Here is a 26331-nt window from a genome sequence, read left to right on the forward strand (position 1 = left end):
CCCGTCGGCGGAAGCGGACGGCGGCGGACGCGGACCGCGGCGCAAGGGCGGACTAGGCGGCGGCGTGGGGCCGGCGCGGCGCGGCGGGGCGGGCGGCGCGGGCGAGCAGCTCGGCCGCGCCGGTCATGATCAGCCGGGCGAGGTCGTCCGGGTGACGGGCGCGCCAGTCCTCCCGGTCCGTGCCGCGCAGCCGCTCGTTGAGTGCCCCGAGCGCCGGTCCGCACGGGATCTGGAAGTCGACGCGACGCTCCGTGTCCCCCTCCATGGCGGCCCGGGTCGCCCGGGCGAAGTACCAGGTGAAGACCAGCGCCATCCGGCGCTTCGGGTCCGCCTCGGCGCGCTCGACCACGGACGGGCGGGTGGTGGCGTAGCGGGCGCGAACCTCCTCCCACACCTCGTCGAAGGTCCGGCCGAGGATGCGCCGCTGGACGTGGTCCGCCGTCGCGGGATCGAGGTCGTCCAGCGACCCGTGCCGCAGCCACAGCTCGTAGAGCTTGTTCGCCCGGGCCGGGAAGAACAGGCCCCGGCGCAGCACCTGCGCCCTGGCACCCAGTTCGAACATGTCCCCGGCGGGCACCAGCGCGGTGTCCTGCACCTCGGCGCGCTGGAGCAGGTCCTTGGCGGCGTCCGAGGTGCCCGCCTCCACGGTGCATTGGTTGACGCTGCCGGTCAGCACGAAGTCGGCGCCCATCACGAAGGCGGCCGCGGCCCCCTCGGGAGTGCCGATGCCGCCCGCCGCGCCGACCCGGACCCGCCGTGCCGCAGGGGTGTCCGGTGCCTCCCGGTCGCGCAGGGCGAGGAGCGCGGGCAGCAGGGCGGTCAGCGGACGCTGGTCGGTGTGGCCGCCGGAGTCCGCCTCCGCGCAGAGGTCGTCGCACATGACGGCCGACGGGGCGAGCCGCGCCTCCCGCTCGCTGATGCGGCCCGCGGCGGCCAGCTCGCGCACCATCGCCGGGGGCGGCGCGGACAGGAACGCGCGGGCCACCTCCTGGCGGGACACCTTCGCCAGGATCCGGTGCGGGGTCCGCACGGTGCCGTCGGCGGCGAGGCGAGCGCCCGTCAGCCGGTAGCGCACCAGCGCGGGCGTGATCCGCACGAACGAGGCGGCCTCGATCCGCTCCACGCCGTGCGCGAGGAGGGCGTCGACGGTGCGCTCCTCGCGGTCCGGACGGGAGGCGAGAAGGTTGACCCCGAAGGGCCGCCCGGCGCCGAGCCCGGCGCGGATGCGCCGCAGCCCCGCGTCGAGCTCGTCCGGTGCGAGGCCGCCCGCGCCGAAGTAGCCGAGGAGACCCGCCCGGCCCATGCGGACCACCAGCTCGACGGAGGCGATGGCCTTGTACATCGACCCCGAGGCGTACGCGTAGGCGACACCGTGGTCGGCGCGGAAGTCCGCGCTGCCGAGGTCCTCCGGCCGAGGACCGGGCCGGGGCACGGCGGCCCGCGGACCTGACGTGGCGTCGGGCGAGAGCAAGGGAATCCTCCAGGACGAGGGACGGCGGTCGATGGCGGTGCGGGAAACCGGGCGGCGTGGACGAGGACGACGGGGGACGAGGACGACGGGGGACGAGGACGACGGGACGGGTACGGACGCCGGGCGCCCGGCGCGGGGGCGGGACGGGTGCGGTGCGCGGCATCCAGGGACGCCCCGGCGGCCGCGGCACCGGACGGCGGGACCACCGCACGGCCGCGCCGGCCCAGGCCCCACCGGGACGCCCGCACCGGCGAGCCCACCGGGGACGCTCCGCACCGGGCCCGCCGCGTCCGGGCAGCCGGACGGACGCCACGCGGCACCGGGCTGTGCGTCCGCTACGGCGGCGGGGCCTCGCGCAGGACGAACCGCAGCGGCTCGTCCNCCCNCCCCGCCACGCACACCGCTGCGTGGAACCCGGCGGGCATCCGGACGGAGCCGTAGCGCCAGCGGTCGGGCCGGTCCGCCAGCGAGGGCCCGAGCACGAGCCGTGGGCCGCCCCCGGCCCCGGAGAACAGGACGGAGATGTCCTGCAGCGGCAGGGAGAGACCCCGCCCCCGGGCCTTCACATATGCCTCCTTGAACACCCACGCCTCCAGGAACCGGGCCTTCCACTCCCCGGCGGGCAGCCGGCGCAGTTCCTCCGTCTCGGATGCGGACATCACCCGGTGGACCAGTCCGGGCAGGGAGATCCGGGCATCGTCCCGCTCGACGTCCACCCCGACCGCGCGGCCCCGGGTGACACCGAGCAGGCACATGCCGTGCGAGTGCGACAGGTTGAAGTCGAGGTCGAGACCCAGCCGGTGGTGCACGGACGGCTTTCCGTACGCATTGGACTCGAACTCCCACTCCCCGGGCGCGAGATCGGCGTACCCGGACAGACAGCGGCGCACCAGAGAGCGTGCCAGGACGTACTGCGCCCGGTCCCGGGCGAAGTGGAACCGTTCCGCCCGGTCGCGTTCCTCCGGTGACAGGAACCGTTCGTGCGCGTCCGTTCCGGCGGGACGGCCGTCCCGCCCCGCGAGGGAGGCCGTCCACAGGTGGACGTCCGTTCCGCTCAGGACGGCGCGGGCCGGTCCGGTCACCGTCCCCCGCCGCCCTCCGGGAGGCGGACGCGGGCGGTGGCCCGTCCCGGACGCGCGGACCGGGGCCCGGCGCGGCGCCCCCGGCGGGCCGGCCGGGAGCGCCCGGGCAACGAGCCGGTGGACCGGATCAGTTCGCCGCCGCGTTGCGGTGCTCCTCGAAGACGTCGAAGACGCCCTCCAGCTTGCGGGAGATGACGCCGTACAGCCGCTCCATCCGCCGCAGCCGCTCCAGCCGCTCCTCCGGCTGGTCCTTGAGGACGTCCAGGCCGTGCTGGACCGCCGCGTGGAACTCGGGTATCCGGCGGAAGGAGTGCTCCACGGCGTTGGGCCACGCGCCGTCGTTGAGGGTGAGGTGGTAGTCGTCGCCGCCGGGGATCGGCTCCCGGCTGTAGACGCCCGGCGGGGTCAGCAGGTCGGCGATCCAGTCCACCGGCTCCCGGGGGATGTCCAGCGTCCGGGCGATCTCGTCGGCGCTCTGCTTCGCCGGGTAGTTGATGATCATCCAGCCGATGACGTAGCCGCGCTCCCACTCCATTCCGTCGGTGATGTGGTAGTGCTCGGCGATCTTGTGGACGAAGGACTTCTCGGCCTCGGTGAGGGTCGAGCGCTCGGAGAGGGCACCCTCGGTCTTTTCGGTCATGCGCTCAAGTATTGGCGCCCCGAATGACCGGTCAAGGTGCCCACGAGAGGTGCCCAGGGGATTCCGCAAACAGTCCCGACGATCGCTGGCGGGCATTCACCATCGCTCTGTACTGGCACTTTTCCCTCACCTTTCCCGCAGCTGACGTGCACTTCGCATTCCGCTTCATTCGCCGCTGGGATGCCGCCCAGGCAATCCTCACGGAGAGCTGCCCGACATTTGTCGTGCCCGTGCGCCGCGCGTCGGATCGTCGGACAGGCCGTGGTTGCGCAGTCGCAGCACCCGGTGGTTGAGCGCCATGCAGGGCTGGATCAGGCCGTCGACGAAGACCAGGAAGCACAGGGTCCCGATGCCGACCGGACCGCCGAGGAGGAACCCGGCCGCGAGCAGCACGGCCTCCACGCCCGCCTTGGCCGCCCAGAAGGGCCATCGCCACCGCAGGGTCATGGAGATGACGACGAGGTCCATGGCTCGGATGCCGATGCCGCTCATGATGATCAGCGCGCTGCCGTAGGCGCACAGCGGCACCGCGGCCACGAGGGACGGGACGTTCCCGACCGGCGACAGGTCGGCGAGCAGCATCAGGTCGATCAGGCTTCCGCAGAGGAAGAAGGTGACGAACGGGGCCACGACCGGGCGCCGCCGGTTCCAGGCGGCCCACACGGTGATGCACACCACGGCGATCCCGGCCTGGGCGATGCCGATGGTGAGGGGGAGGTGTTCCTTGAGCCCCAGGGCGAGCACGTCCAGGGGGTCGGTGCCGAGGTCGGAGTGGATGAACAGGGTGGCTCCCGCGGCGAACACGGCGCAGCCGGCCAGATAGGCGCCCAGCCGTCCGGCCAGGCCGGCGGGGGGCAGGGGGGAGCGCGGAGCGGGCGGTCGGGGCATGGGGGTCCTTCGCGTCGGGGATGACGGTCTGCTGCACTCGCTGTGACGTTACGAAGACCCGTGCAAGCCGTGTATCAGGGCAAGGCAAGGCAAAGGGCAAGAAAGCGCAGAGAATACGAAGGCCCGGCCCCGGGACGCGCAGCGTGGGCCGCCGGGCCGCCGGAGCCGGGCGGGGCGGTGCGGTGCGGCCCGGGCTCCGCGCAGGGCGATGGGACAGGGCCCTTACCAGTGTTCGGGGTATCCTGAACGAATGGAACAGAGCGCACCGGGCCGGCCGCCCGCCACCGAGGAAGAGCTGGCCTTCGTGGAGGAGGCCGCGATCAGCCTTGAGCGGCAGGGGTTGTTCCGGATGGCCGGGCGGGTCCTCGCCTGGCTGCTGATCTGCGATCCGGTGGAGCAGACCGCCGGGGACCTGGTGGAGGTGCTCCGGGCCAGCAAGGGATCGGTCAGCGCGGCGACCCGCTTCCTGGTGCCCAGCGGCATGGTGGAGAAGATCTCCCGCCCCGGGGAGCGCCGGGACTACTACCGGATCAAGGAAGGTGTGTGGCCGGTCCTCGCCAAGAGCCAGGCCGAGCACTACCAGTCCTTCGTCGACATCACGGAGCAGGGACTGCGCATCCTGCGGGACGCCCCGGCGCACCGCAAGGAGCGGCTGCGGACCATGCACGACTTCTACGCGTGGCTGGCCAAGGAGATGCCGGTGCTCTGGAAGCGCTGGGAGGAGGAACAGGGCGCCCGCGGCACGGGCCGGTCCTGACCGGCGGGGCGGCCCCGCTCGCACGCCCGATCACGTGTCCGCCCGCGTCCCCGGGGGGGGGACTGACCCGCGGGAGCCTCCCCGCTCGGCCCGCGGCGCCGTGTGCCCCGGGGCCGGACGCCGGGGCGGTGCGCCGGCACCGGGGCCGGGGTCGCCGTGCGCCCCCGCCGTCGGCCGGCCACGGATTTCTTGCGCGCGATCACGCCTCCCGGGCGTACGGGGTTTCCGCGTGTCCCGCGCCGTGGGCACGGCGCGGGACGACCCCGCCGGGAATCACCGGGGAACGGACCGATGGCGGATCTTTCTCGGTCCGCCATCGGAATATGAACGTCCCTCGACGAACACATGACGTTTCTCCAGTGGCCGCCCCGGCCGGCGCCACTGCGCGAACCGCTCGGTGAGGGGTGTGGAGAAACCGTTCTCCGAACGGATCGGGAGAGGGGCCGCCGATTGAAGCGGAACCGGATTCGGCGGGTTCCACCGGAAAGGAAAAGACACTCCGAGCCGGGGCGCGGACATCCTCCGCGCCCCGCCCGCGAGATGAAGGGGATTCCCCTCCGGAGGAACGGGGGCGGGGTGAGGAGATCATTCCCCTTTCACCCCGGCCGGGCCCCCGCACGCGATGGTTCCCGGAATCGGATCACCGCACCGGATTCACCCGGGGAACGCGCGCGGTGCCGCCGGAATCCGGGTCAGGCCGCCCCGCTCGCCAGCAGTGCGTCGAGCCGCGCCGCCGTCGCCCCGGGATCATCCGCCGTGTGATGGATGGTGCGGATTCCGAGCCGCTCCGCCGGCGGGAGATTGCGGGCGTGGTCGTCGACGAACACGCATTCCGGCCCGGTCAGGCCCAGTGCGTCCAGTGCCCGCCGGTAGATCGGGTCCGAGGGCTTGCGGACGCCCTCGCGCTCGGAGAGGATCACCGCGTCGAACGCGTCCTCGCCCATGCCCAGCGCCTCGTAGGGGTTGTACGGGTCCAGGCCGAAGCTGTTCGACAGCAGCGCCACCTTGACGCCCGCGGCGCGCGCCCGGTCCGCCGCCGCCACGACGGCCCGCTCGGGGCGGAGGCGGGCGAGCGCCCGGCGCATGAGGTCGGTCGGGTCGATGCGGAGGATGCCGCCGATCACCTCGTTCCACTCCTTCTGGGTGGCCTCGCCGACCTCGAGCCGGGCGTAGACCGCCGAGCCCTCGGGATGCTCGCCCAGGGCGTGGAAGTAGGCGCCGGGTTCAAGGCCTTCGGACCGCTCGAATGCCTGTCCGTTCAGTCGCATGCACGTGGTGAGGACCCCGCCGAAGTCGAGGATCAGGCCGCGGTAGGAGGAGAGCAATGGAACTCCTTGCGAGACGCGGAACACGGGTCGGCCGCCCGCCGCCGTGGCCGGGAGACCTCGCAGCGTCCTCCGCCGGGGAAAAGGCGTTCGGCGCGGGTTCTCCGGCCCGCCGACTGCCTTACGCTGGCCCCGATTGCTTCGCTCCCACGGAGGACAGACCAAATCATGTTAAGTGCACGATCTTTGTTCAGTATCGGGCAAAGAGTCAAGTACTTCCGCGAACGGCGCGGCATCTCGCAAAGGGGCCTCGGGGAGTTGATCGGCCGCTCGGAGAACTGGGTCTACAAGGTCGAGCACGAGCAGATCCCCGTCGACAAGCTTTCGCTGCTCCTGGATCTCGCGAGGGTTCTGCGCTGCACCCTGGAAAACCTCACGGGCGGATTCCTGTCCGGCGTCGGAGCGGGCCTCGACACGGAGCACGAACACGTTCCCGCGATCCGCGGCGCCCTGTCCCTGCCGTCCTCGGTCGTGCCCCCCGTCGCCGGCCCGCTCTGCGCCCGGGCATTCGAAAGGGATGTCGACGCGGCGTGGAAGATCTACGAAACCCAGTCCAAGGGCCGGTACCAGGACGTGGGCGCCCGCATTCCGCTGCTGCTGCGGCAGGGGAACGCCGTGCTGCGGGCCGCCGCCTCCGGTGCCGAGGAGCGGACGGCGCTGCGCCAACTCGTCCGCCTCTACAGCCTCATGCAGATATGGCTGCGCCGGGTGGGGGAGCCGACCCTCGCCCGGGTCGCCGCCGACCGCGGACTGTCGCTCGCCGACAGCGCGGGCGACCCGGCCCTCATCGAGGCCGCCGCCTGGAACCTCTCCTGCGTCCTCACCTCCGTCGGCGAAGTGCGCGACAGCGTCGAGCTGGCGCGGGCGACGATCGCGGCCTGCGCCCCCGGCGACACATCGTCCCGGGAGCACTGGTCGGTGCACGGCGCGCTGCACCTCCAGGCCGCCGTGGCCGCGGCGCGCGCCACCAAGGGACCCGCCGCCTGGGACCTCTACCGGGGGGCCAAGTCGGCCGCCGCGCGCGTCGGTTCGGGCCGCAACGACTGGCACACCTGCTTCGGGCCGGACAACGTGGCGATGCACGAGGTCCATCTGACCGCCGAGGAGGGCAACGCGAGCGAGGCCCTGCGGCTGGCGGACACGGTGGAGATCAACCCCCGGCTGCCGCTGGAGCGCCGTACGCGCTACCTGATCGAGGTCATGAACTGCAACCGCATCCAGCGCGACGACTACGCGACGGTGCATGTGCTGACCAAGCTGATGGACCAGTCGCCGGAAGAGATCGTTTTCTCGCCATTGGTGAGAGAGGCCGTGACCGAGCTGCTGAAGCGGGAACGGCCCCTGTTCCGCGATGCCCTGCGGACCGTGGCGGGTCACATCGGTGTCGCCGCATGATCGTTAACTGGCCATCCCCGCCCTGAATCCCGCTCAGCCCTGAACGGGATTCAGGGTCCGTCCCGGCGGATGACCCTAAGCTGTTGAGTCATGACGAAGGGTCACCCGCCGGATGGGCCTTCCACCGCGTTCTTACCTGCCTGGCGAGTGGAGCGCGCGGAAGACTCGCCGCTCCACCACACCCAGGCCGGCCGGTTCGCCGTCCCGCTGAGCCTCATGCGCGGGACGCAGCGAGTGGAGGACCTGGCGCTGATCCTGACGGCCGATCAGATGGAGGCCCTCTACGAGGAGATCGGCACCATCCTCCACCTGCGCGGTCCGGCCGGACTGCCCCCGGCCGCGGAGGCCGTCTCATGAACGCTCCGCGCGGCACGGCGGGCCGGTGCCCGCGTCGTGCCGCGCCCCGAGGCCCGGCGTCCCCGGTCTCCGCACGGAACGGATCCGTGACGGAGCCACCACGCATGCCCCGCCCCCCTCAGGGGCGGACCGGAGCCCGGAAGGCGCCGGAGCCAACCGCCGGACCGGCTCCCGCCCGCCGCGCCACCGCGTTCCCCCACGGGGTCACCCCCTGTCCCCGTTGAGCGCGGACCGACCGCCCCCGCCCTGTACGACCCGATGACCGCAGTGATCCCGCCACCGCCCCCCAGCGCGGAGGAGAACCGGGCTCCCGCAAGGAATAGTGCGATGCTCTCAGAAGTCCCGTCCCCACCGCCCGCCGGACCGGCCGCCGAGCCCGCCCGGAACGCGGGGCGCCTCCACCTGTGCGATCTCCGGGAAGCTCGGGGCAGGACCCGGCGGAGGACCGTCGCGGCCGGCCCCGCCCCGGTACGCGCACGCGTCCTCGGCGGTCCGGAGGTGCCCGCGTGAGGATCCGGGCCGTTCCCCCGCACTTACCGCAGGACCCCTCCCACCCGCGGACGGCGGCCACCGCCCGCCACCGCGGCCCCGCCGCCCCGCGCCACCGGCGCCTCCGCCCGTCCGCGGCGCACCGGGCCTCCGCCCCCGCCCCGGGTGACCGCCGGAGTGCTCCGGCGGCCCCGGACCAGGACGCCGACCCCTTCCCCGCCCCGCACCACGACGGCACCGGCGGTGGTCGGTGCGCCCACCGCAGGGCCACGCGGCCCCCGCGGCTTCCCCCTGCGCACCGCGCCTCCCCCCGCGCGCACACCACGACGGGCCGCCCCGGGCCCGCGCACCGGTGTGTCCGGGACGCGGTGAGCGGAGCCGGCTCCCCCGAACGGCCGGTGGCGGTGTCCGGACGATGACGCCGACCCCCGGGACGACCGTGCCCCCGACGGCGCCCCCCCGAGTGCGGTGCCCCGGACGCCCCGCACCGGTCTCCCCTTCCTGTGAGGACATGACGTGTTCGATCCCTCAGTGACCGTAAGCGCGCTGCTCGGCGCCGGACTGGCCGCCGCATCGGCCGGTCTGATGGTCCAGACCCGCGCCAAACGCGGCCAGGCCGCGCAGATCGCCCTGCTCGAGAAGCAGTGCGGCTCGGCCCTGGACCACCAGCGCGCGATGGAGGAGCAGCGGGACGCGGCCGTCGACTACAACCGCGCCGTCGAGACCGAGGTCCGGCACTTCGCCGACGCCCGGATGCCCGCGCTGATGGACACCCTCGCGCGCGGCCACCACGGCGTGCGGGTCCCCGGGCTGAGCCAGGAGCGCCTCGCCGGAGGCTCCGTCGACCTCGGCCACCAGGCGGTGATAGGGCTGTTCCAGGAGGCCGTCACCACGGTCCGGGAACAGGTGGGGCGGACCGCCCGGTCCTCCGTGCGCGACATCATCGACGAGGCGCAGACCCAGCTCCACCGCTGTCAGATGAACGTCATCGCCGAGATGGAGCGTTACCCGGAGGGCACCGCCTACCACCAGAGCCTCATGGGCTTCGACCATCTGGTGACCCAGGCCCTGCAGTACCTCCAGCGCACCCGCATCCTCACCGGATCGTGGCCCGGCCTCCAGCGGGCCGACTGCGAGTTCCGCGAGGTCGTCGAGTCGGCGCGCGGCCGGATCGGCGACTACCAGCGGGTCAAGTACGCCTACGACGAGGCCACCGGCAGCACCTGGCTCGAAGGACGGGTCGTCGAGCCGGTCGCCGTCGCCCTGGCGGAGCTGCTGTCCAACGCGACGTCGTACTCCGACGGCCAGGTCTTCGTGGAGGTGCAGGCCTTCCAGACCGGGTACTGCATCGTCGTCGACGACGGCGGACTCAACATGAACGCCTCGCAACGCGCCCAGGCAGCCGCCCAGTTGAACCAGCACACCGTGCTGGACGTCACCACGCTCCAGGACACCCGGCAGCTCGGCTTCGCCGTCATCGGCCGCCTGGCCGGCGAGTACGGCTTCGCCGCCGATGTCAGCAGCACCTCCCCGTACGGCGGAGTGCGCGCCGTCCTGCGCATCCCCCGCGACCTGTTCGGACAGGGCCCCACCGAGGAGGAGGCCGCCGCCGAGCGCGCCGCCGCCGCCTCCTACGCGGCCCGCGCCGAGGCCCACCCCTACCAGGACGACGACCACGTCCAGGAACCCCCCGGCCAGGGCTCCGGCAACCAGCTTCCGCAGCGGCGCAGGCGTGCCCCCCGCCCCGCCGCCGCCCCCCGCAGCAGCGCCCCGGCTCCGGTGGACAACGCCGACGCGTTCTCGGAGAGTTTCGCCCGTCTGGCGCAGACGATCCGCGACACCGAGTCCGGACACCCCTTCGAAGGAGACCACCGTGCCTGACCAGCAGCCCGCCGCCGACACCCACGACATGTCCTGGGTCCTGAACCGTCTCACCCAGGAGAAGGGCGTCCTGAACGCCGTCCTCCTCAGCTCCGACGGCATGGTGCTGGCCCAGTCCGACACCGTCCACCGCGACACGGCCGAGCGCGCCGCCGCCAGCGCCTCCAGCCTCTTCGGCCTCGGCCGCTCCATCGCCGAACTCGCCGACGCCCCCGAGGGGCAGAACACCCCCCGCAGGGTCATCATCGACCTGCCCGAGCACTGCATCCTCGTCTTCAGCGCCGGACACAACACGGCACTGGCGGTGGCCGTCGCCGCCGAGATGACCTCCCCCGAGGTGGCCGTCGCCTCGGGGGCCACCATCAAGGCCGTCAACGGCCTGGCTCCCGCGCTGTCCGCCCGGGAGCGGACCGCGTACAGGTCCGCGTGACGCCGCGCGGCCGCCGACGTGCCGGGATGGTGCGCCCCTACACCCCGACCGGGGGCAGGGCCGCACCCACCCGCCGCACCTTGGACCTGGCCACCCTCCTGATCGCCGACCCGGAGAAGCCGCTCCGGGGCCTGGACTCCCACTCCCACCGGCTGATGCAGCACTGCCTGCCCGGCGTCCTGTCGCTCGCCGAGGTCAGCACCGACCTGCAACTCCCCGCCGCCGTCACGAAGGTACTGGTCTCCTCCCTCGTCGACAGCGGTCACCTGATCAGCCGCAACCCTGTGCCCGCGGCACAGCAGCACGACATGCATCTGCTGGAGAGGATTCTGGATGCACTCCACAAGAAGCTCTGAGGGGAACTACCTGGCGCCCGGCGTCAGCCACTCGGTGAAGATCGTCGTGCTCGGCCCCTTCGCCGTGGGCAAGACCACCTTCGTCGGCGCGGTCTCCGAGATCCGCCCCGCCTCCACCGAGGAGCGGATGACCCGGGCCGGCGCGGTCGTCGACACCCTCAAGGGACTGTCGGACAAGGACACCACGACGGTCGCCCTCGACTTCGGCCGCCTCACCCTGACCGACGACATCGTGCTCTACATGTTCGGCGGCCCCGGCCAGCCCCGGTTCAGCTACATGATCGACGAGCTGATGCAGGGCGCCCTCGGCGGAGTGGTCCTGGTCGACACCGCCCGCGTCACCGAGTCCTGGGACGCGATGGGCCGGATGGAGGAGGCGGACCTGCCCTACGTGGTCGCCGTCAACACCTTCGCCAACTCCCCGAACTACAGCGAGGCCGAGCTCCGCCAGGCGCTGGACCTGCATCCCTCCACCCCCCTGGTGCTCTGTGACGTCCGCCACCAGGGCTCCGCGAAGACCCCCCTCATCGCGCTCATCTCCCACCTGCTGTCCCGCCCGAGCCTGGAGCCCGCCCCGTGACCACTCCGCCCCCGCTGTCGGCGAGCGGCTGCCCCATGCTCCACGGCCCCGCCTTCGCCGCCCGGCCCCGTGCCGTCTACGAGCAGCTGCGTGCCCAGGGACCGGCCGGCTGGGCCGAGATCGCCCCCCAGGTCCACGCCCTCGTCGTCACCCGCCACCGCGCCGCCGTCACCCTCCTCAACGACACCCGCACCTACTCCAAGGACGCCCGTCTCTGGAAGGCCCTGAACAACGGGGAGATCCCCGAGCACAGCCCCGTGCTCGGCATGATGGCCTGGCGTCCCTCCGTCCTCTACACCGACGACGAGCAGCACGCCCGGCTGCGCTGGGCGATGGACGACTGCCTCGCCCGGATCAACCCCCACCAGCTCCGGGAGACCACCCGGCGCAGCGCCCTCACCCTGATCGCCCGCATCATCGACAAGGGCCGCGCGGACCTGATGGGCGACTTCGCGGACATCCTCCCCATGCTGGTCTTCGCCGAACTCCTCGGCTGCCCGCCCGAGAAGACCGCCCGCATGGTCCACGCCTGCCAGGACCTCATCAGCGCCGGACCCGAAGCGGCGCGCGGCGCGACGGACTTCGCGGGACTGCTGTACGAGCTCATCCAGATGCGCCGCGTCCGGCCCGGCCAGGACCTCACCTCCTGGATGATCGGCCACGCCGCCGAACTCAGCGACGACGAGGCACTCAACCAGCTCTTCTGCGCCGTCGGCGCCGGAATCATCCCCGTCGCCGCCTGCACCGCCTGGACCCTGCACCTGCTGCTGCGCGACGACGACTACGCGGGCAACCTCGCCGCCGGCACCCTCACCGTGCGCCGCGCTCTGGAGAAGGCCCTCTGGGAGCGGTCTCCCATGGCCAACTTCTCCGTGCACTACGCGCGTTACGACACCGTGCTGCACGGTGTGCACGTCCCCGGCGGCGTCCCGATCCTCATCTCCCACGCCGCCGCCAACACCGACCCGGCCCTGCCCCAGGGCCTCGGCTACGAGAACCGCAGCCACCTCGCCTGGTCGGCCGGACCGCACCGCTGCCCCGCCATCTCCCAGGCCACCACGATCGTGCAGACGGGTGTCGAGACCGTCCTCGATCAGCTCTGGGACATGAACCTGACCACCACCGACCCCGAACCCGTGCTCCGGCACGGCCCCTTCCACCAGTGCCCGCAGTCGATGCCCGTCTCCTTCCGCCCCAAATCGCACGACCGTCTTCCCGCCAACACTCTCGCAGGAGGTACTTCGTGATCAGCAGCCCCACAGTGACCCTGGACAGCAGCGGCGGCAGCCGCCTCTTCGCCCAGGCCGACGCACTGCGGGCCGGGGGGCCCGCCGTGCCCGTCGGCATGCCCCACGACGTCGTCGCCTGGGCCGTCACCCGCGGAGACATCGCCAAACGGCTCCTCATCCACCCGGACGTGTCCAAGGACGCCCGCAAGTCCTGGCCCGGCCACACGCCCGGCTCCATACCGTGGCTGTACTCCTGGGTCGACGTGGTCAGCATGTTCACCTCCGACGGGGACGACCACAAGCGCCTGCGCCAGCTCGTCGGCCGCGCCTTCGCCCCCCGCCGTATCGAGGCGATGCGGCCCATCCTGGAGGCCATCGTCACCGACCTCCTGAACGGCATGGAGGCCCAGGACCGCACCGCGCCCCTCGACCTGCGCGAGCACTTCTCCTACCGTGTCCCCACCCGTCTGATCTGCGACCTGTTCGGCGTCCCCGCCGCTCAGCGCGACGAGATGCTGTGCGTCATCGACTCGGTGCTCGCCACCAACGCCTCGGATGAGGAGGCGGAGGCGACGATGCGGAACCTCAACGCGGCCATGGAGCGGCTCATCGACTCCAAGCGTGAGGAGTCGGGCGAGGACATGACCAGCCTGCTGCTGGCCACCCACGAGGAGGACGGGGACCGGCTCAGCCACGCCGAGCTGGTCTCCACCCTCATCCTGATGATCGGCGCGGGCAGCGAGACCGCCGTGGCCATGCTCAACGGCGCCATACGCGAGATCCTGGCGCACCCGGACCAGTTGGCGGAGGTGACGGCGCACCCCGAGCGCTGGAGGGACGTCACCGAGGAGGCCCTCCGCCTCCACCCGCCGATCATGTACCTGCCGCTGCGCTACGCGACGGCCGACATCGACCTGGGCGAGGGCGTCGTCATCCGCCGGGGCGAGGCCATCATCATCGGCTTCGGCGCCCACGGCAGGGACCCGGGTGTCCACGAGAACCCCGAGGAATTCGACATCGACCGGGCCGACAAGGACCACCTGGTGTTCGGCTACGGCATCCACCACTGCCTGGGCGCCGCCCTGGCGCGGCTGGAGGCCGAGGTCGCCCTGCCCGCCCTCTTCGCCCGCTTCCCCCGGCTGGCCCTCGCCCGGAGTGCCGGGGAGCTTCAGCCGCAACGTTCCTTCATAGGGAACGACATCAGCGCCCTTCCGGTGGTCCTGGACGCCGCCGCCTAGAACTTCTCGCTCGGACCCGGTTCCCGGGGCGGCCGGTCACGGCCCCGGGAACCCCGGCACACCCCGCCCGGAACCGGACCGGTCCCGCGCGAAGATGCCTCGGCTCCGGGCCCGCCGGGCGCACCCGGCAGGGCCCCGGGGCCGCCCGCCCACCCGTCAGGCGGGGTGGCGCCGCGGGAAGTCCGGCACCGCTCGGCGCACGCCGCCGGGGCCCGCTCCGCGGCCGGAACGTCCCGGTGCTTCGCTGACCGTCAGGAACTCCTGGAGATACCGGGCGGCGGGCCGGGGTGTGCGAGGCGTCCTCCCCGCGCAGCACCGCCGCTCGCGGACCGACCCGGGGGTCCTCGCTGAACCCGGCGCCGCTCGAACGGGCGAGGTCGACGACCGCCCACCGCCCTTGCCCCACGACGAAACCGGACGCTGGTGGAAGCGGCGCCGCTGGGCCGCGCGACATGTGGCCGCCGCCGGAGAGAAGAGCGCGATCCTCTGTCACCCGCCCGGGACGCGCGACCGCCGGAGCGGGGGCGTTGGAGCGGCCGACGCGGCCCCCATGGTGTGCGCCCGCTCGATGCCGAGGTGGTCCGGCAGCCTCACGGCCCGGCGGCGCACGTGTCCCGGGAGACCCGCTCGCCCCGGCCGCCGATCGCCCGGACCGCCGGCCGGTCGAGGATCCCCGCGTGACGACCGGCCCGGCGGTCATCGCGCCGCGCCGACCGCGCCGACCGCGCCGACCGCCTCGGCGTCCTCGCGGGTCACCGAGGCCGACCGGACATCGCGGGCCATCAGGCTGTCGTTGTCCTCGTCGGCGTGCGGGCGGTGCGGCGCGTCGTCGGAGTTGTGCACGCCGAGTCGGGTCCGCGACGCCGCGAGACCGTCCGCGGTGCTCTGATGGATCGGCGACAACTGACCGTCATAGCCCGTATGTTGGATTCGCGGCTGGCCGAAAGCCGCGCGTTCTACGCGTGCATTCAAGTCACATATTCTCCACGATGTGAAGATCTTGACGTGCTGTTCACGGCTGTGCGAAGGTCTCACCGCTCTGAGGAATTCCGACGCTCCGCCTCGGGCCGCGCAACAGAAATCCACGGCACGTGCCGAGGAATCCGTCCTTCTCCAGCAGAGTCCGTGGTGCCCGGACCCGGTCCGAAACCGTCGGCGTGAACACACCAGTCCCACCGCAGCACTCCACGCATTCAGGCACCTTCGATCCGGCTCCCCGGGTGCCGCCACGCACCGCTGACCCCACTGGGCTTCGAAGACCCCGAGGATGAATCACCATGGGCAAGATCGCCGTACTCACGAACGACCTTCAGGCCGATGTCGTCCACAAGACCCCTGAGCGCACCGCCGCCATGGCCGAGGCGCAGCCGCGCTTCGTGAAGTTCCTCGGCGAGATGCGCCAGCGCGGACACGTCGTCTACCACCTGCAACTGGTGAACCTGCCGGACGACCCCAACGTGGAGCGCGCCGCCGACGGCACCCTTCCCCTCCAGCGCGGCAGCGCCGGCGGGGCCATCCTGCACGACTTCACCGCCCCGTCCGACGTCGTCGTGGAGAAGACCAAGGACAGCGGCTTCTACGAGACGGAACTGCACGGGCTGCTCCAGGCGGCGGGCGTCGACACCGTGCTGGTCACCGGACTCCAGACGCAGATCTGCGTCCAGACCACCGCCGCCGACGCCTTCTTCCGCGGCTACAACATCTGGGTCCCCTCCGACTGCGTGGTCTCCGGTGACCCCGAGGCCCGCGACCGGTCCCTCGAATGGCTGCGCGGGTACTGCGCGACGGTCGCCGACTCCGCCGAGATCCTGGAAACCCTCGACACCGAGGGCGAACTGCCCCGCAAGGTCGTCAAGATCCTGCCGTAGCCCCTCCGGTACTCCGGCCCGCACGCCCCCCACGATCCGCACGCCCTGAAGGGATATCGGATGAGCAGCTCGGCAGCCGGTCTCGGCGAAGTAGTCCTCGACCACGGAAGCGGGACCCAGCTCAGCCACGAGCTGCTCTCCCTCATAGTGGAGACCCTCGGAGACGTCTACATCGGGGAGATGGAGGACAGCGCCATGCTGCCCATCACCGGCGGACGGATCGCGATGACCACCGACTCCTTCGTCGTCGACCCGCCGTTCTTCGGCAACGGCGACATCGGGAAGATCGCCGTCTGCGGCACGGTCAACGACCTCGCCGTGGTCGGCTCCAAACCCCTCTACCTGACCCTCGGCATGATCCTGGAGACCGGACTGCCGATCGCGCGCCTCTTACGGGTCCTCACCTCGATACGGGAGACCGCCCGCGAGGCCGGCGTCCGGATCGTGTGCGGCGACACCAAGGTGGTGCGCAAGGGCGAGGCGGACCAGATCTACCTCAACACCGCCGGGGTCGGGGTGTTCGAGCGGACGCCCCTGCGCATGACGAACGTCAGGCCCGGCGACCGGGTCGTCCTCAGCGGCCCGATCGGCAACCACACCGTGCACCTGCTGTCGATCCGTGAGGGCCTGGGCTTCGATCAGCGCGTGCTCAGCGACTGCGCGCCGGTCAACGGCATGCTCGACCAGTTGTTCGCCGCCGTGGGGGAGGGCGACGTGCACTCGGTGCGCGACGTCACCCGGGGCGGACTGGCCGCCGTGCTCCAGGAGTACTCGGAGGCGACCGGGCACACCATCCGGATGGAACAGCGGGCCCTGCCCGTCCAGTTCGAGACCGTCATGGCGATGGACATGCTCGGGATCAACCCGATCCACTCCGCCAACGAGGGCTGCGTCTGCCTCTTCGTCGACCCGTCGGCCGAGCGGGCCGTGCTGGACTCCCTCCGCTCGCACCGCTACGGGACGGGCGCGGTGACCATCGGCGAGGTCACCGACCGGCCGGAGGCCCAGGTACTCCTGCGGGACGCGGACGGCCGCGACACCGTGGTCGAGGAACTCCGGGGCGCCGAACTCCCCCGGCTCTGCTGACCCCGCCCATGACCATGGAGCAGACACCTACCGCGAGCCGCCGGAGCATCCGCGTCAGCGGCGTGGTCCAGGGCGTCGGATACCGGCCCTTCGTCTACAAGACCGCCCTCGCCCTCCAGTTGACCGGTTGGGTCCTCAACGACCCCGAAGGCGTGCTGATCGAGGTCACCGGACCGCCCGGTGTGCTCGACGACTTCACCGACCGGCTCACCGGACAGGCACCCCCGCAGGCCCGCGTCACCTCGGTGACCGTCCGCGAACTGCCGCCGGGGCAGGGACCCGAGGACTTCGCCATCCGGGAGAGCGTGCACACCGGCAGCCGGAGCACCATCGTCCCCGCCGACGGTCACGTCTGCGCGGACTGCCTCGCCGAACTCCGCGACCCGGCCGACCGCCGCCACCGCTACCCGTTCATCAACTGCACCAACTGCGGACCGCGTTACTCGATCGTCAAGGCGCTGCCCTACGACCGGGCGCAGACGACCATGGCGGCCTTCACCATGTGCCCCGACTGCGCCAGGGAGTACACCGACCCGCTGGACCGCCGCTACCACGCCCAGCCCAACGCCTGCCGGGACTGCGGGCCCCGACTGCTGCTCGCCGACGCCCACGGCGACCTGCGCGAGGGAGAGGACGCTCTCGACGCCGCCGTCCGGGCGCTCGCGGCGGGGCGCATCGTCGCCGTCAAGAGCGTCGGCGGCTTCCACCTGGCCGTCGACGCACGCAACGCGGAGGCCATCGACAGGCTCAGGGCGGGCAAGCGGCGCGACTCCAAGCCGTTCGCGGTGATGGCACGCGACCTGGACACCGTCGCCGGATTCGCCGAGTTCAGCACCGCCGAGGCCGGGTTGCTCGGATCGCCGTCCCGCCCCATCGTCCTGGTGCGCAAGCGGCCCGGAGGGCTTCCGGAGGCCATCGCCCCGCGCAACCCCAACCTCGGTGTCATGCTCCCCTCCGCCCCCCAGCACCACCTGCTGGTGGACAGCGACGGACTGAGCGCCCTCGTCATGACCAGCGGCAACATCTCCGGCTACCCGATCGCCTACCGCAACGAGGAGGCGCTGGAGCACCTCTTCGCCGTCGCCGATCTGGTGCTCCACAACGACCGGGACATCGAGACCCGGGTTGACGACTCACTGGTGCGGCACTCGACCCACCCCGGACTCGACCGGCCCGTGGTGAGCTTCCTGCGCCGATCGCGCGGATACGCCCCCTACCCCGTCGAGGTCGGTACCGAACTGGCCCCGCTGGTCGCCTACGGGGCGGAACTGAAGACCACCGTGGCGCTCTCCAGCGGCACACGCGTCTACCTCAGCCAGCACATCGGCGACCTCAAGAACGACGAGACCTGGGAATCCCACCAGCAGACGGCCCGGCACCTCGCCGCCCTCCACGAACTGACGCCCCGGCACGCCGCGGTGGACCTCCATCCGCAGTTCCGGGCCACCCGCCTCGCGCTCGGGGCACAGGGCGGGGAGTTCGAGGACGTCGTCCAGGTGCAGCACCATCACGCGCACATGGCCTCCTGCATGGCGGAGAACCGGCTCTCCGGCACCACGCTCGGCGTGGTCTTCGACGGTGCCGGATACGGTGAGGACGGCACCACCTGGGGCGGCGAGTTCCTGCTCGGCACCTACCGCGAGGCACGACGCGTCGCCCATCTGCGCACCGTGCCGCTGCTCGGCGGGGACCGCGCGGTGCGGGAACCGGTCCGGACCGGCTTCGCCCTGGCGCTGGACACCTTCGGCGACCCCGGAGCGGCCGCCGCGGCCTTCCCCGTGCTGGAGACCCTCGACGACCAGCAGCGGCACGTCTTCACCACCATGGTGCGGCGAGGCATCAACGCCCCGCCGGCCTCCAGCATGGGCCGGCTCTTCGACGCGGTGGCGGCGCTGCTGGACATCACCACCCACGCCGAGTACGAGGCACAGGGCCCCATCGAACTGGAGGGGCTCCTCGAACGGGACCTGACGATGGCCGCGCCGGGGGAGCGCTACCGGTTCGGCCACGACATCCTCGCTGGGACCACCGAGATCGACCCGCGTCCCGTGGTACGGGCCATGGCCGCCGACCTGGCCCGAGGCGCGGACACCGCCACCATCAGCCGACGGTTCCACTCCGGCGTCGTCGACATGGTGGTCGCGCGCTGCCGGGCGGTGCGCGACGCGGAGGACGGACCGGCCACCCGCCAGGTGGTCCTGTCCGGCGGCGTCTTCCTCAACGAGTTCCTGCTCGTCAACTGCCTCGTGGAACTCGGCCGCGACGGATTCGACACCCACTGCCAGCAGCAGGTGCCCACCAACGACGGCGGGATCGCCCTGGGACAGATCATGGTCGCCAACGCCCGGCTGGCGGAGCCGAGAACGGAGCCGACGCGATGACGCCGCCCCCCGGGCACACCGTCGTGCTGCACCGTTGGCGCGACCGGCACGCCCTCTACGCCGACTACCTCGACCACGACACCCACCGGGTGAGCTATGTGACGACGCGGCTGGGCCGCGCCTCCGTGCCGCCCGGCGCGGCGGCCGTCGCCGAGGTCGCCGCCACCGACTCGCCGGCCGAGGTCCGGGCCGCCGTGGCCGGGCTGGTCGCCCGGTTCGGCCCGGTGCGGCGCCTGCTGGCCCTGAACGAGGGCGACCTGGACACCGCCGCCGAACTGCGCACCGAACTCGGACTGCCCGGACAGACCACCGCCGAACTGGAGCGGTTCCGGGACAAGCTCACGATGGTCGCCCTCGCGGACCGGGCGGGCATCCCCGTCCCCCGCTACGCCGACGCCGACGGCCGCGACGCCGTACGGGAGTTCGCCGGGACCCACGGATGGCCCGTCGTGGTCAAGCCGCGCCGGGGCACCGCCAGCCGCGGGGTGAGCGTCATGCGGGGCCCGGCCGACCTGGACGCCCCCGGGGTGTTCGACACGGAACCCGCCGAACCCCGCATCGTCCAGACGTTCGTCACCGACCCGGTCTTCCACATCGACGGCCTGTGGACCGGCAGCCGCCTCGGCCCGTGGCGGGCCTCCCGCTACGTCAACAACTGCCGTGACTTCACCGACGGGACGTTCCTCGGCTCCGTGGAGGTCGACGACGCCGAACTCCGCGCACCCCTGGCCGGCTTCACGGCCGCGGTGGCCGGGGCCCTCGGCGGGGACCGGCCCTGGGTCTTCCACCTGGAGGCGTTCGTGGGCCCCGGCGGGGACGGGCCGCCCCGGCTCACCTTCCTGGAGGCCGGGGCCAGGGTGGGCGGAGGGGAGATCCCCTTCGTCTGGCGGGAGGTCCACGGACTCGACCTGATGGCCGCCGCCGCGCGGATCCAGCTGGGCCGCGCCCCGGCCCTCCCCGACCCGCCCCGCACCCGTCCGGACGCCACCGCGGGATGGCTGCTGCTGCCGGTGCCCGTCGAGACCCCCTGCCGGGTCGTCGGCCTCACCCGTCCGCCGGACGGCCCCGGACCCGGCACCGGTCCCTACGCCCACGTGCTGCCCCGGCCGGGCACCGTCATCCCCCGGACCGGCGGCTACGAGCACGTCGCCGCCCGCTTCCGGTTCCGCGGAGCCTCCAGCCACGAGGTGGAGGCGGCCATCAAGAAGACCGCGGGGGAGTTCGCCGTCCACTGCGAGCCCCTGCCGCACCGAGCACCACACCGACGATGAAATGCGAGCGACCGATGCGTGATCCCAAGAGCCATCTCATAGTGGTGGGGAGCCGGTTGAGGGCCTACCGGGAGTTCGCCATGGCCTCCCTGGCCCAGAAGTACGAGATCGCCCTGGTGACCTCGCAGGGGATCACCTGGGAGGAGCCGTACGTCTCCGCGTACCGGACGGCCGACACCACCGACCCCGTGGCGCTGCGCGCGGCGGTCGAGGAGCTGCTCGCCGAGGTGCCCGCCGGCACCGGGCTGTTCACCTGGGACGAACTGTCGCTGATCGCGACCGCCGAGGTCGCCGAGGGGCTGGGCCTGCGCCATCTGTCGTCGGGGGCCGCCGCCGCGTGCCGGGACAAGTACACCACCCGCCGCCTGCTGGACCTGGCCGGGCTGCCCGGAGTGCGGCACCGGCTGGCGCACTCCGCCGAGGAGGCGTCGGCCGCCGCCGCCGACATCGGCTACCCGGTGGTGCTCAAGCCGCGCTCCCTGGCGGGCAGCATGGGCGTCACGGTCGTGCGCGACGCCGACGCCCTCCGGGACGCCTACGCGGCGGTCGCCGGGACGACGTTCCCCGGGCTCCGCGCCGAGACCGGGATACTGGTCGAGGAGTACCTCCGAGGCCCCGAGATCAGCGTCGACTGCTGCGTCGTCGACGGCGAGGCCCGGCCCGTGTTCGTCGCGCGCAAGCGCCTCGGCTTCGACCCCTCCTTCGAGGAGGTCGGCCACCTGGTCGGCCCCTGGCGCCACGAGCCGTGGGCGGCGGAGGTCGAGGAACTGGTCGGGGCCGCGCACCGGGCCCTCGGCGTCGACCTGGGCCTCACGCACACCGAGATCCGGCTGACCCCCTCGGGGTGCCGCCTGATCGAGCTGAACGGCCGCCTCGGCGGCGACCTCATCCCCCGCCTCGGCGCACTGGCCACCGGAATCGACCTGCCCCTGGCCGGTGCCGCCCTGGCCGACGGCTCGCACCCCGCGCTCACCTCCGCCCACGACCGGTGGGCCGAGGTCCGCTTCCTCTACCCGCCGCACGACGGCGTACTGGAACGCCTGGAACTGGGCCGCGCGGCCGAGGTGCCGGGAGTGGCCGAGGTCGTCGTCCTCGCCGGTCCCGGCGACGAACTGCTGCTGCCCCCGCGCGCCCTCACCCCCCGCACCGCCGCGGTGATCGCCGTCGCCGACGACGCCGCCGCCTGCACCGAGGCCCTGGACCGGGCCGAGGCGGAGATCGTCCCGGTGCTCGCCGGGTCGCCGCTGGACGGTCTGGGGGCCCTGATGGAGAACCCGGTCACCCGCCGCTACCTCGCTCCGGAGAACGGTCTGGAGAACATGGTGGTGCCCGAGCTGCGCAACGACTGGAACAGCTACGGAGCCGGCGGCGGCAGGGCCCTCAACCGGCCGGTGTTCCTGGCGACCGCCGACCGGCTGTGGCTGGAGGCCGACCTCAACGGACTGTTCGCCCTGCTCACCACCATCCCCGACCGCCTCTTCGGCGGGGACCGCCGGGCGTTCGCCGAGGCGGTCGGCATGACGCCCACCCAGATCGAGCTGGTGACGCGCGGCGCCGGACGCCGCATGCCCGCGATGTCCCGGGCCGACATGTACCGCGAGCCCGGCGGCTTCAGGCTGATGGAGCTGAACACCGGCAGCTCGCTCGGCGGCTGGCAGATGGGCGAGTTCTCCCGTCCGGCCGCCCGCAACAAGGCGTTCCGGGACTTCGCCGACGCCGAGGGACTGGTCCACCCGGACCCGATCGGGCGGATCGCGGACGTGCTGCGCGCCGAGGCGGCCGACGCCGGGTTCGTCCTTCCGGCCCGTCCGGTCCTGGCCCTCACCGAGTGGCCCGACGGCTACGACCACACCAAGCCCTGGCTCGACTTCGTGGTGCCCGACTGGCTGCGGCACGGATTCGACACGGTGGTGTGCAGCCTCGCCGAGTTCGACTACCGCGACGGAGTGCCGTACATCCACGGCCGCAAGGTCGACGTGGTCTACCGGATCTTCCTGCCCGGCGAGATGGCCGACGAGCAGCGCAGCCACGATCTGGTCGACCCGCTCCTGGACGCCGTCGGTCGGGGCCACACCTTCCTGTTCGCCGGCCTCGACTGCGAGCTGTACGGCAACAAGGGCAGCCTCGCGATGCTCAGCGACGAACGCCACCGCGACGCCTTCACCGCCGACGAGCACGCGCTGATCGACCGCATCCTGCCGTGGACCCGCTTCCTGCGCGACGAGACCGTACGGCGCGACGGCAAGGACATCGACCTCCTGCCCTACGTCCGGGAGAACAAGGACCGGCTCGCCCTCAAGCCCACCCTGCTCTACGGCGGAGTGGGCGTCATCCCCGGCTGGTCCGTCGGCCAGGAGGAGTGGGAGGGCCACATCCGGGGCGCCGTGGACGGCCCCTACGTGGTCCAGGAACGCGTCCTGCCCGTCGCCGAACGGTTCGTCGCCGACGACGGCGCCGGGTTCGAGCGGATGGTCGTCGCCTACGGCGTGCTGATGGTCGGCGGGGCGTACGCGGGCATGCTGGTGCGCGGCACCCCCGACCCCCGCGTCGGTATCGTCAGCATGTCCAACGGGGCCCAGATCGGCTGCTGTTACCACACCCCCGACGCCACCGGGACGGGAACCCCGGCCGGGACCGCGACATGACCCGCGCGACGGACACCGGACCCCGGCACTTCGGCGGCCTGTGGCGCGACGCGGAGTTCCTCAAACTCTGGTCCGGCGAGGCGGTCTCCCAGATGGGCGCCCAGGTCACGCAGTTGGCCCTGCCCCTCGCGGCCGTCTACCAGTTCGAGGCGTCCTCCACCCAGCTCGGGCTGCTGAACGCGGCAAGTTTCGCCCCGTTCCTGGGAGTCACGCTCTTCATCGGCGTCTGGGTCGACCGGCGCCGCCGGCTGCCGCTGATGATCTGGAGCAACACCGGGCGCGCCCTGCTGGTCGGCAGTGTGCCGCTGTGCGCGGTGCTGGACGTGCTGAGCATCGAGTACCTCTACGCCGCGGCCCTGCTGATCGGTGTCCTCACCGTGCTCTTCGACGTCTCCTACCAGTCCTACCTCCCCTCCCTGATCAGACGCGAGCAACTGGTGGAGGGCAACAGCAAGCTCCAGGCCACCAGCTCCCTCGCCCAGATCGGCGGACCCGGGCTGGCCGGTCTCCTGGTCGGCTGGCTCACCGCCCCGATCGCGCTGCTGGCCAACGCGCTCAGCTACGTCGTCTCCATCACCGGGCTGCTCGCGATCCGCCGGCCCGAGCCCGCCCCCGCCGCTCCCGAACAGCGCGTCACCACCGGCCGCAGCATCGCGGAGGGACTGCGGATGGTCCTCCGCAACCGGTACATCAGAGCCATCGCCCTGGAGGCCGGGACCTACAACCTGTGCTGGATGTCCCTGCAGACGGTGTTCGTCCTCTACGCGGCCCGGGAACTGGGCATGGGCCCGGCCACCATCGGCCTCGTCCTCGGGGTCGGCGCGGTCGGCTCCCTGATCGGCGCGGTCGGCGCGAGCCGGCTCAAGGAGCGGCTGGGCCTCGGACGGGCGGTCGTCGTCGAACTGGTGCTGTGCTGTGCCGCACCCGTCCTCATACCCCTCGCGCCCGGCACCGGCCCCCTGTCGTACACCCTGTACGTCACCGCCTTCGCCTGCTGCGGCATCGGCTCGACCATGTCCACCATCCACGTGGTGAGCCTGCGCCAGGTGATCACACCGGCCCACCTGCTCGGCAGGGTCAACGCCGGATGCCGCTTCATCGCCTGGGGACCGCTGCCCCTGGGCGCGCTGATCGGCGGGTACCTGGGCGACGCCGTCGGCCTGCGCACCACGCTGTTCGCCACGGCGGGCGGTTTCCTGCTCGCCCTGCTGTGGGTGGTGCTCTCACCCGTGCCCGGGCTGAAGGACTTCCCCGCCGCACCGCTCCCCGAACCCGCCGCCGCGTCCTCCGGAACGAGGACCGACTCCCTCGAATAGGGCGGCCGGCCACCACCGCGCCCCGCTCACCGCACCGCCCGTCACCGTCGTCGCCCGCCCCCACCACGTAGGAGGTCACGCGTGACCACGAACGAGCCCGGCTCCCTCTACCAGCCCGCCGGAACCCCGGCCGGACTGGAGAGCGTGCGGAACCTGGTGAACAGCGCCCTGGACATCCTCCAGGAGGTCTCGGCCGCCCGCGTCGGCCCCGTCGCACCCGGCGGCCCGGCGGGCGCCCGGGACGCGGCGGCCCGCGCGCTCACCGGCCCGCTGCTCCCCGAGGAGGGCGGCGACCCCGCCACCGTCCTCGCGGAGCTGATCCGCCCGTACGCCGAATGGGCGGTGGACATCACCCACCCCGCCGCGCTGGCCCGGATGCAGCCCCCGCCCACCGACGTCGCCGCCACCGCCGAACTGGTCGCCGCCGTCCTCAACCAGTCCCTGCACGCCTGGGAGAGCGGGCCCTTCGCCCTCGAACTGGACCGCTGGCTCATCGCCCGGCTGGCCGAACTCGTGGGCTACGACCCGGCGGAGGCCAGTGGCGCGCTCACCCCCGGCGGCAGCGTCTCCAACCTCATGGCGATGACCATGGCCCGCGACACCACCCTGGGGGAGAGGACCGGCGCCCACCCCTTCGCCGGCGGACTGCGCCCCCTGGCGGCCCAGCCCGTCGTCCTGTGCCCGGAGGGCGTGCACTTCTCCATCGAACGCGCCGTCCGCCTGCTCGGCCTGGGCGACGAGCACCTCCTCACCGTCCCCGTGGACAAGAACGGCCGGATGATCCCCGAGGAGGCCGACCGCATCCTCGCCGAACTCCCCGACCACCAAATCGCCGTCGCCCTCGTCGCCGTCGCGGGCTCCACCGACCTCGGCATCGTCGACCCCCTCCCGGAACTCGCCGCGATCGCCCGGCGGCACGGCGTCTGGCTGCACGCCGACGCGGCCTACGGGGCCGGGGCGCTCTTCTCCCCCCGGCTGCGCGGCATGCTCGACGGACTGGCCGAGGCCGACTCGGTCACCGTCGACCTCCACAAGTTCGGCTGGTCGCCCGCCTCCTCCGCCGTCCTGCTGGTCCGCCGTGCCGAGACCCTGCTCTCCTTCGGCCTGCAGCCCACCACCTGCCTCAGCGCCGACGACGACACCTGCGCCGGATACATCGGGCTCCAGAACACCAACCTGCAGACCACCCGGCGCGCCGACGCCCTCAAGATCGCGGTCACCCTGCGCACCCTCGGCAGCAGGGCCATGGGCGCCATGGTCGACACCTGCCACGACCTCGCCCGGCACGCCGCCGCCCGGATCGCGGCCGAACCCCGCATGGAACTCGGCACCGAACCGCCCCTCACCGCCGTCCTGTTCCGCTACCTCCCCGGCGGCGGACTCGACACCGACGCCTTCAACGGGGCACTCCGGCGCCGGACCATGGAGGAGGGCCGCGCGCTCATCGCCCGCACCCACATCGCCCGCGAGGGCGGCGGCAGCAGCGTCTTCCTCAAGCTGATGCTGCTGAACCCCGAGACCACCACCGGACAACTCGACGCCGTCCTCGACGAGTTGCTCGAACTGGCCGCCGTCATGGAGGCCGAGGCCCTGCGGGCGCCCACCCGGGAGACCACCGCCCGCGGTTGAACGGCGCCCGTCCGCCG

22 protein-coding genes are annotated in these 26331 nt (G+C 72.7%); 16 read left to right on the top strand and 6 right to left on the bottom strand.

Going from position 1 to position 26331, the window contains the following annotated elements; all coding sequences use genetic code 11:
- Positions 1–52 precede the first annotated feature (52 nt).
- The 4 genes from GTY84_RS23370 to GTY84_RS23385 form a co-directional block, all read right to left on the bottom strand.
- Positions 53–1471: a PfaD family polyunsaturated fatty acid/polyketide biosynthesis protein gene (locus GTY84_RS23370; protein ID WP_202551635.1), complete on the bottom strand. Its 1419-nt coding sequence runs from the start codon at positions 1469–1471 to the stop codon at positions 53–55.
- A 335-nt stretch (positions 1472–1806) separates the two neighbouring features.
- Positions 1807–2553, bottom strand: a complete 747-nt coding sequence (locus GTY84_RS35035; RefSeq protein ID WP_161228341.1) for a 4'-phosphopantetheinyl transferase superfamily protein — start codon at positions 2551–2553, stop codon at positions 1807–1809.
- 127 nt (positions 2554–2680) lie between these two features.
- Entirely contained in the window at positions 2681–3193 is a 513-nt protein-coding gene (locus GTY84_RS23380) for a hypothetical protein (protein ID WP_161228342.1), read from the bottom strand.
- A gap of 198 nt (positions 3194–3391) precedes the next feature.
- Positions 3392–4081, bottom strand: a complete 690-nt coding sequence (locus tag GTY84_RS23385; protein WP_161228343.1) for a hypothetical protein — start codon at positions 4079–4081, stop codon at positions 3392–3394.
- Positions 4082–4331: 250 nt separating this feature from the next.
- Between GTY84_RS23385 and GTY84_RS23390 the strand changes: the two genes are divergently transcribed.
- Entirely contained in the window at positions 4332–4838 is a 507-nt protein-coding gene (locus GTY84_RS23390) for a MarR family transcriptional regulator (RefSeq protein ID WP_161228344.1), read from the top strand.
- Between the two features lie 692 nt (positions 4839–5530).
- On the opposite strand, the gene GTY84_RS23395 is transcribed toward GTY84_RS23390, so the two are convergent.
- Positions 5531–6163 carry an HAD-IA family hydrolase gene (locus tag GTY84_RS23395; RefSeq protein ID WP_237532544.1) on the bottom strand — a complete coding sequence of 211 codons (633 nt, stop codon included), beginning with the start codon at positions 6161–6163 and terminating at the stop codon, positions 5531–5533.
- 168 nt (positions 6164–6331) lie between these two features.
- On the opposite strand from GTY84_RS23395, the gene GTY84_RS23400 reads away from it, so the two are divergent.
- The 8 genes from GTY84_RS23400 to GTY84_RS23435 all read left to right on the top strand — a co-directional run bounded on the left by GTY84_RS23400 (position 6332) and on the right by GTY84_RS23435 (position 14118).
- A complete protein-coding gene (locus GTY84_RS23400; protein WP_161228345.1) occupies positions 6332–7558 on the top strand; it encodes a helix-turn-helix transcriptional regulator in 1227 nt (408 codons plus the stop codon).
- 147 nt (positions 7559–7705) lie between these two features.
- On the top strand, positions 7706–7915 hold the full coding sequence (locus GTY84_RS23405) for a hypothetical protein (RefSeq protein ID WP_161228346.1): 210 nt from the start codon (positions 7706–7708) through the stop codon (positions 7913–7915).
- Between the two features lie 1020 nt (positions 7916–8935).
- Positions 8936–10285 (top strand): histidine kinase, encoded by a 1350-nt coding sequence (locus GTY84_RS23410; protein WP_345943504.1) that lies wholly within the window; start codon positions 8936–8938, stop codon positions 10283–10285.
- Positions 10278–10715, top strand: a complete 438-nt coding sequence (locus GTY84_RS23415) for a roadblock/LC7 domain-containing protein (protein WP_265291753.1) — start codon at positions 10278–10280, stop codon at positions 10713–10715. Before GTY84_RS23410 ends, GTY84_RS23415 begins: the two co-directional genes overlap by 8 nt.
- Before the next feature lie 26 nt (positions 10716–10741).
- A complete protein-coding gene (locus tag GTY84_RS23420) occupies positions 10742–11071 on the top strand; it encodes a DUF742 domain-containing protein (protein ID WP_202551636.1) in 330 nt (109 codons plus the stop codon).
- Entirely contained in the window at positions 11049–11651 is a 603-nt protein-coding gene (locus GTY84_RS23425) for an ATP/GTP-binding protein (protein WP_161228349.1), read from the top strand. The genes GTY84_RS23420 and GTY84_RS23425 overlap by 23 nt, the downstream gene beginning before the upstream one ends.
- Complete coding sequence (locus GTY84_RS23430) at positions 11648–12898, top strand: cytochrome P450 (RefSeq protein WP_161228350.1); 1251 nt, start codon at positions 11648–11650, stop codon at positions 12896–12898. The genes GTY84_RS23425 and GTY84_RS23430 overlap by 4 nt, the downstream gene beginning before the upstream one ends.
- Entirely contained in the window at positions 12898–14118 is a 1221-nt protein-coding gene (locus GTY84_RS23435) for a cytochrome P450 (protein WP_345943506.1), read from the top strand. The genes GTY84_RS23430 and GTY84_RS23435 overlap by 1 nt, the downstream gene beginning before the upstream one ends.
- A 696-nt stretch (positions 14119–14814) precedes the next feature.
- Here GTY84_RS23435 and GTY84_RS23440 read toward each other — a convergent pair.
- On the bottom strand, positions 14815–15021 hold the full coding sequence (locus GTY84_RS23440) for a hypothetical protein (protein WP_161228351.1): 207 nt from the start codon (positions 15019–15021) through the stop codon (positions 14815–14817).
- Positions 15022–15395: 374 nt separating this feature from the next.
- Between GTY84_RS23440 and GTY84_RS23445 the strand changes: the two genes are divergently transcribed.
- The 7 genes from GTY84_RS23445 to GTY84_RS23475 all read left to right on the top strand — a co-directional run bounded on the left by GTY84_RS23445 (position 15396) and on the right by GTY84_RS23475 (position 26314).
- Positions 15396–15986: a cysteine hydrolase gene (locus GTY84_RS23445; RefSeq protein WP_161228352.1), complete on the top strand. Its 591-nt coding sequence runs from the start codon at positions 15396–15398 to the stop codon at positions 15984–15986.
- Positions 15987–16046: 60 nt separating this feature from the next.
- Positions 16047–17072: a hydrogenase expression/formation protein HypE gene (hypE, locus tag GTY84_RS23450; protein WP_161228353.1), complete on the top strand. Its 1026-nt coding sequence runs from the start codon at positions 16047–16049 to the stop codon at positions 17070–17072.
- Between the two features lie 8 nt (positions 17073–17080).
- Positions 17081–19453 carry a carbamoyltransferase HypF gene (gene hypF / locus GTY84_RS23455; protein ID WP_202551637.1) on the top strand — a complete coding sequence of 791 codons (2373 nt, stop codon included), beginning with the start codon at positions 17081–17083 and terminating at the stop codon, positions 19451–19453.
- Positions 19450–20724 carry a biotin carboxylase gene (locus GTY84_RS23460; protein WP_161228354.1) on the top strand — a complete coding sequence of 425 codons (1275 nt, stop codon included), beginning with the start codon at positions 19450–19452 and terminating at the stop codon, positions 20722–20724. The genes hypF and GTY84_RS23460 overlap by 4 nt, the downstream gene beginning before the upstream one ends.
- Before the next feature lie 14 nt (positions 20725–20738).
- On the top strand, positions 20739–23369 hold the full coding sequence (locus GTY84_RS33160; RefSeq protein WP_202551638.1) for an ATP-grasp domain-containing protein: 2631 nt from the start codon (positions 20739–20741) through the stop codon (positions 23367–23369).
- Positions 23366–24685 (top strand): MFS transporter, encoded by a 1320-nt coding sequence (locus tag GTY84_RS23470; RefSeq protein WP_161228355.1) that lies wholly within the window; start codon positions 23366–23368, stop codon positions 24683–24685. Before GTY84_RS33160 ends, GTY84_RS23470 begins: the two co-directional genes overlap by 4 nt.
- An 81-nt stretch (positions 24686–24766) precedes the next feature.
- Positions 24767–26314 (top strand): pyridoxal-dependent decarboxylase, encoded by a 1548-nt coding sequence (locus tag GTY84_RS23475; protein ID WP_202551639.1) that lies wholly within the window; start codon positions 24767–24769, stop codon positions 26312–26314.
- The last annotated feature ends 17 nt before the right edge of the window (positions 26315–26331 follow it).

It is taken from the genome of Streptomyces sp. SID8352 (genome assembly GCF_009862265.1).
GTDB lineage: Bacteria > Actinomycetota > Actinomycetes > Streptomycetales > Streptomycetaceae > Streptomyces.

Excerpts from the sequence above, each read along its gene's own strand:
- GTY84_RS23380 (WP_161228342.1), bottom strand. The coding sequence starts at position 3,193 with ATGACCGAAAAGACCGAGGGTGCCCTCTCCGAGCGCTCGACCCTCACC.
- GTY84_RS23385 (WP_161228343.1), bottom strand. The coding sequence starts at position 4,081 with ATGCCCCGACCGCCCGCTCCGCGCTCCCCCCTGCCCCCCGCCGGCCTG.
- GTY84_RS23390 (WP_161228344.1), top strand. The coding sequence starts at position 4,332 with ATGGAACAGAGCGCACCGGGCCGGCCGCCCGCCACCGAGGAAGAGCTG.
- GTY84_RS23400 (WP_161228345.1), top strand. The coding sequence starts at position 6,332 with ATGTTAAGTGCACGATCTTTGTTCAGTATCGGGCAAAGAGTCAAGTAC.
- GTY84_RS23420 (WP_202551636.1), top strand. The coding sequence starts at position 10,742 with ATGGTGCGCCCCTACACCCCGACCGGGGGCAGGGCCGCACCCACCCGC.
- GTY84_RS23425 (WP_161228349.1), top strand. The coding sequence starts at position 11,049 with ATGCACTCCACAAGAAGCTCTGAGGGGAACTACCTGGCGCCCGGCGTC.
- GTY84_RS23445 (WP_161228352.1), top strand. The coding sequence starts at position 15,396 with ATGGGCAAGATCGCCGTACTCACGAACGACCTTCAGGCCGATGTCGTC.
- hypE (WP_161228353.1), top strand. The coding sequence starts at position 16,047 with ATGAGCAGCTCGGCAGCCGGTCTCGGCGAAGTAGTCCTCGACCACGGA.
- hypF (WP_202551637.1), top strand. The coding sequence starts at position 17,081 with ATGACCATGGAGCAGACACCTACCGCGAGCCGCCGGAGCATCCGCGTC.
- GTY84_RS23460 (WP_161228354.1), top strand. The coding sequence starts at position 19,450 with ATGACGCCGCCCCCCGGGCACACCGTCGTGCTGCACCGTTGGCGCGAC.
- GTY84_RS33160 (WP_202551638.1), top strand. The coding sequence starts at position 20,739 with ATGCGTGATCCCAAGAGCCATCTCATAGTGGTGGGGAGCCGGTTGAGG.
- GTY84_RS23470 (WP_161228355.1), top strand. The coding sequence starts at position 23,366 with ATGACCCGCGCGACGGACACCGGACCCCGGCACTTCGGCGGCCTGTGG.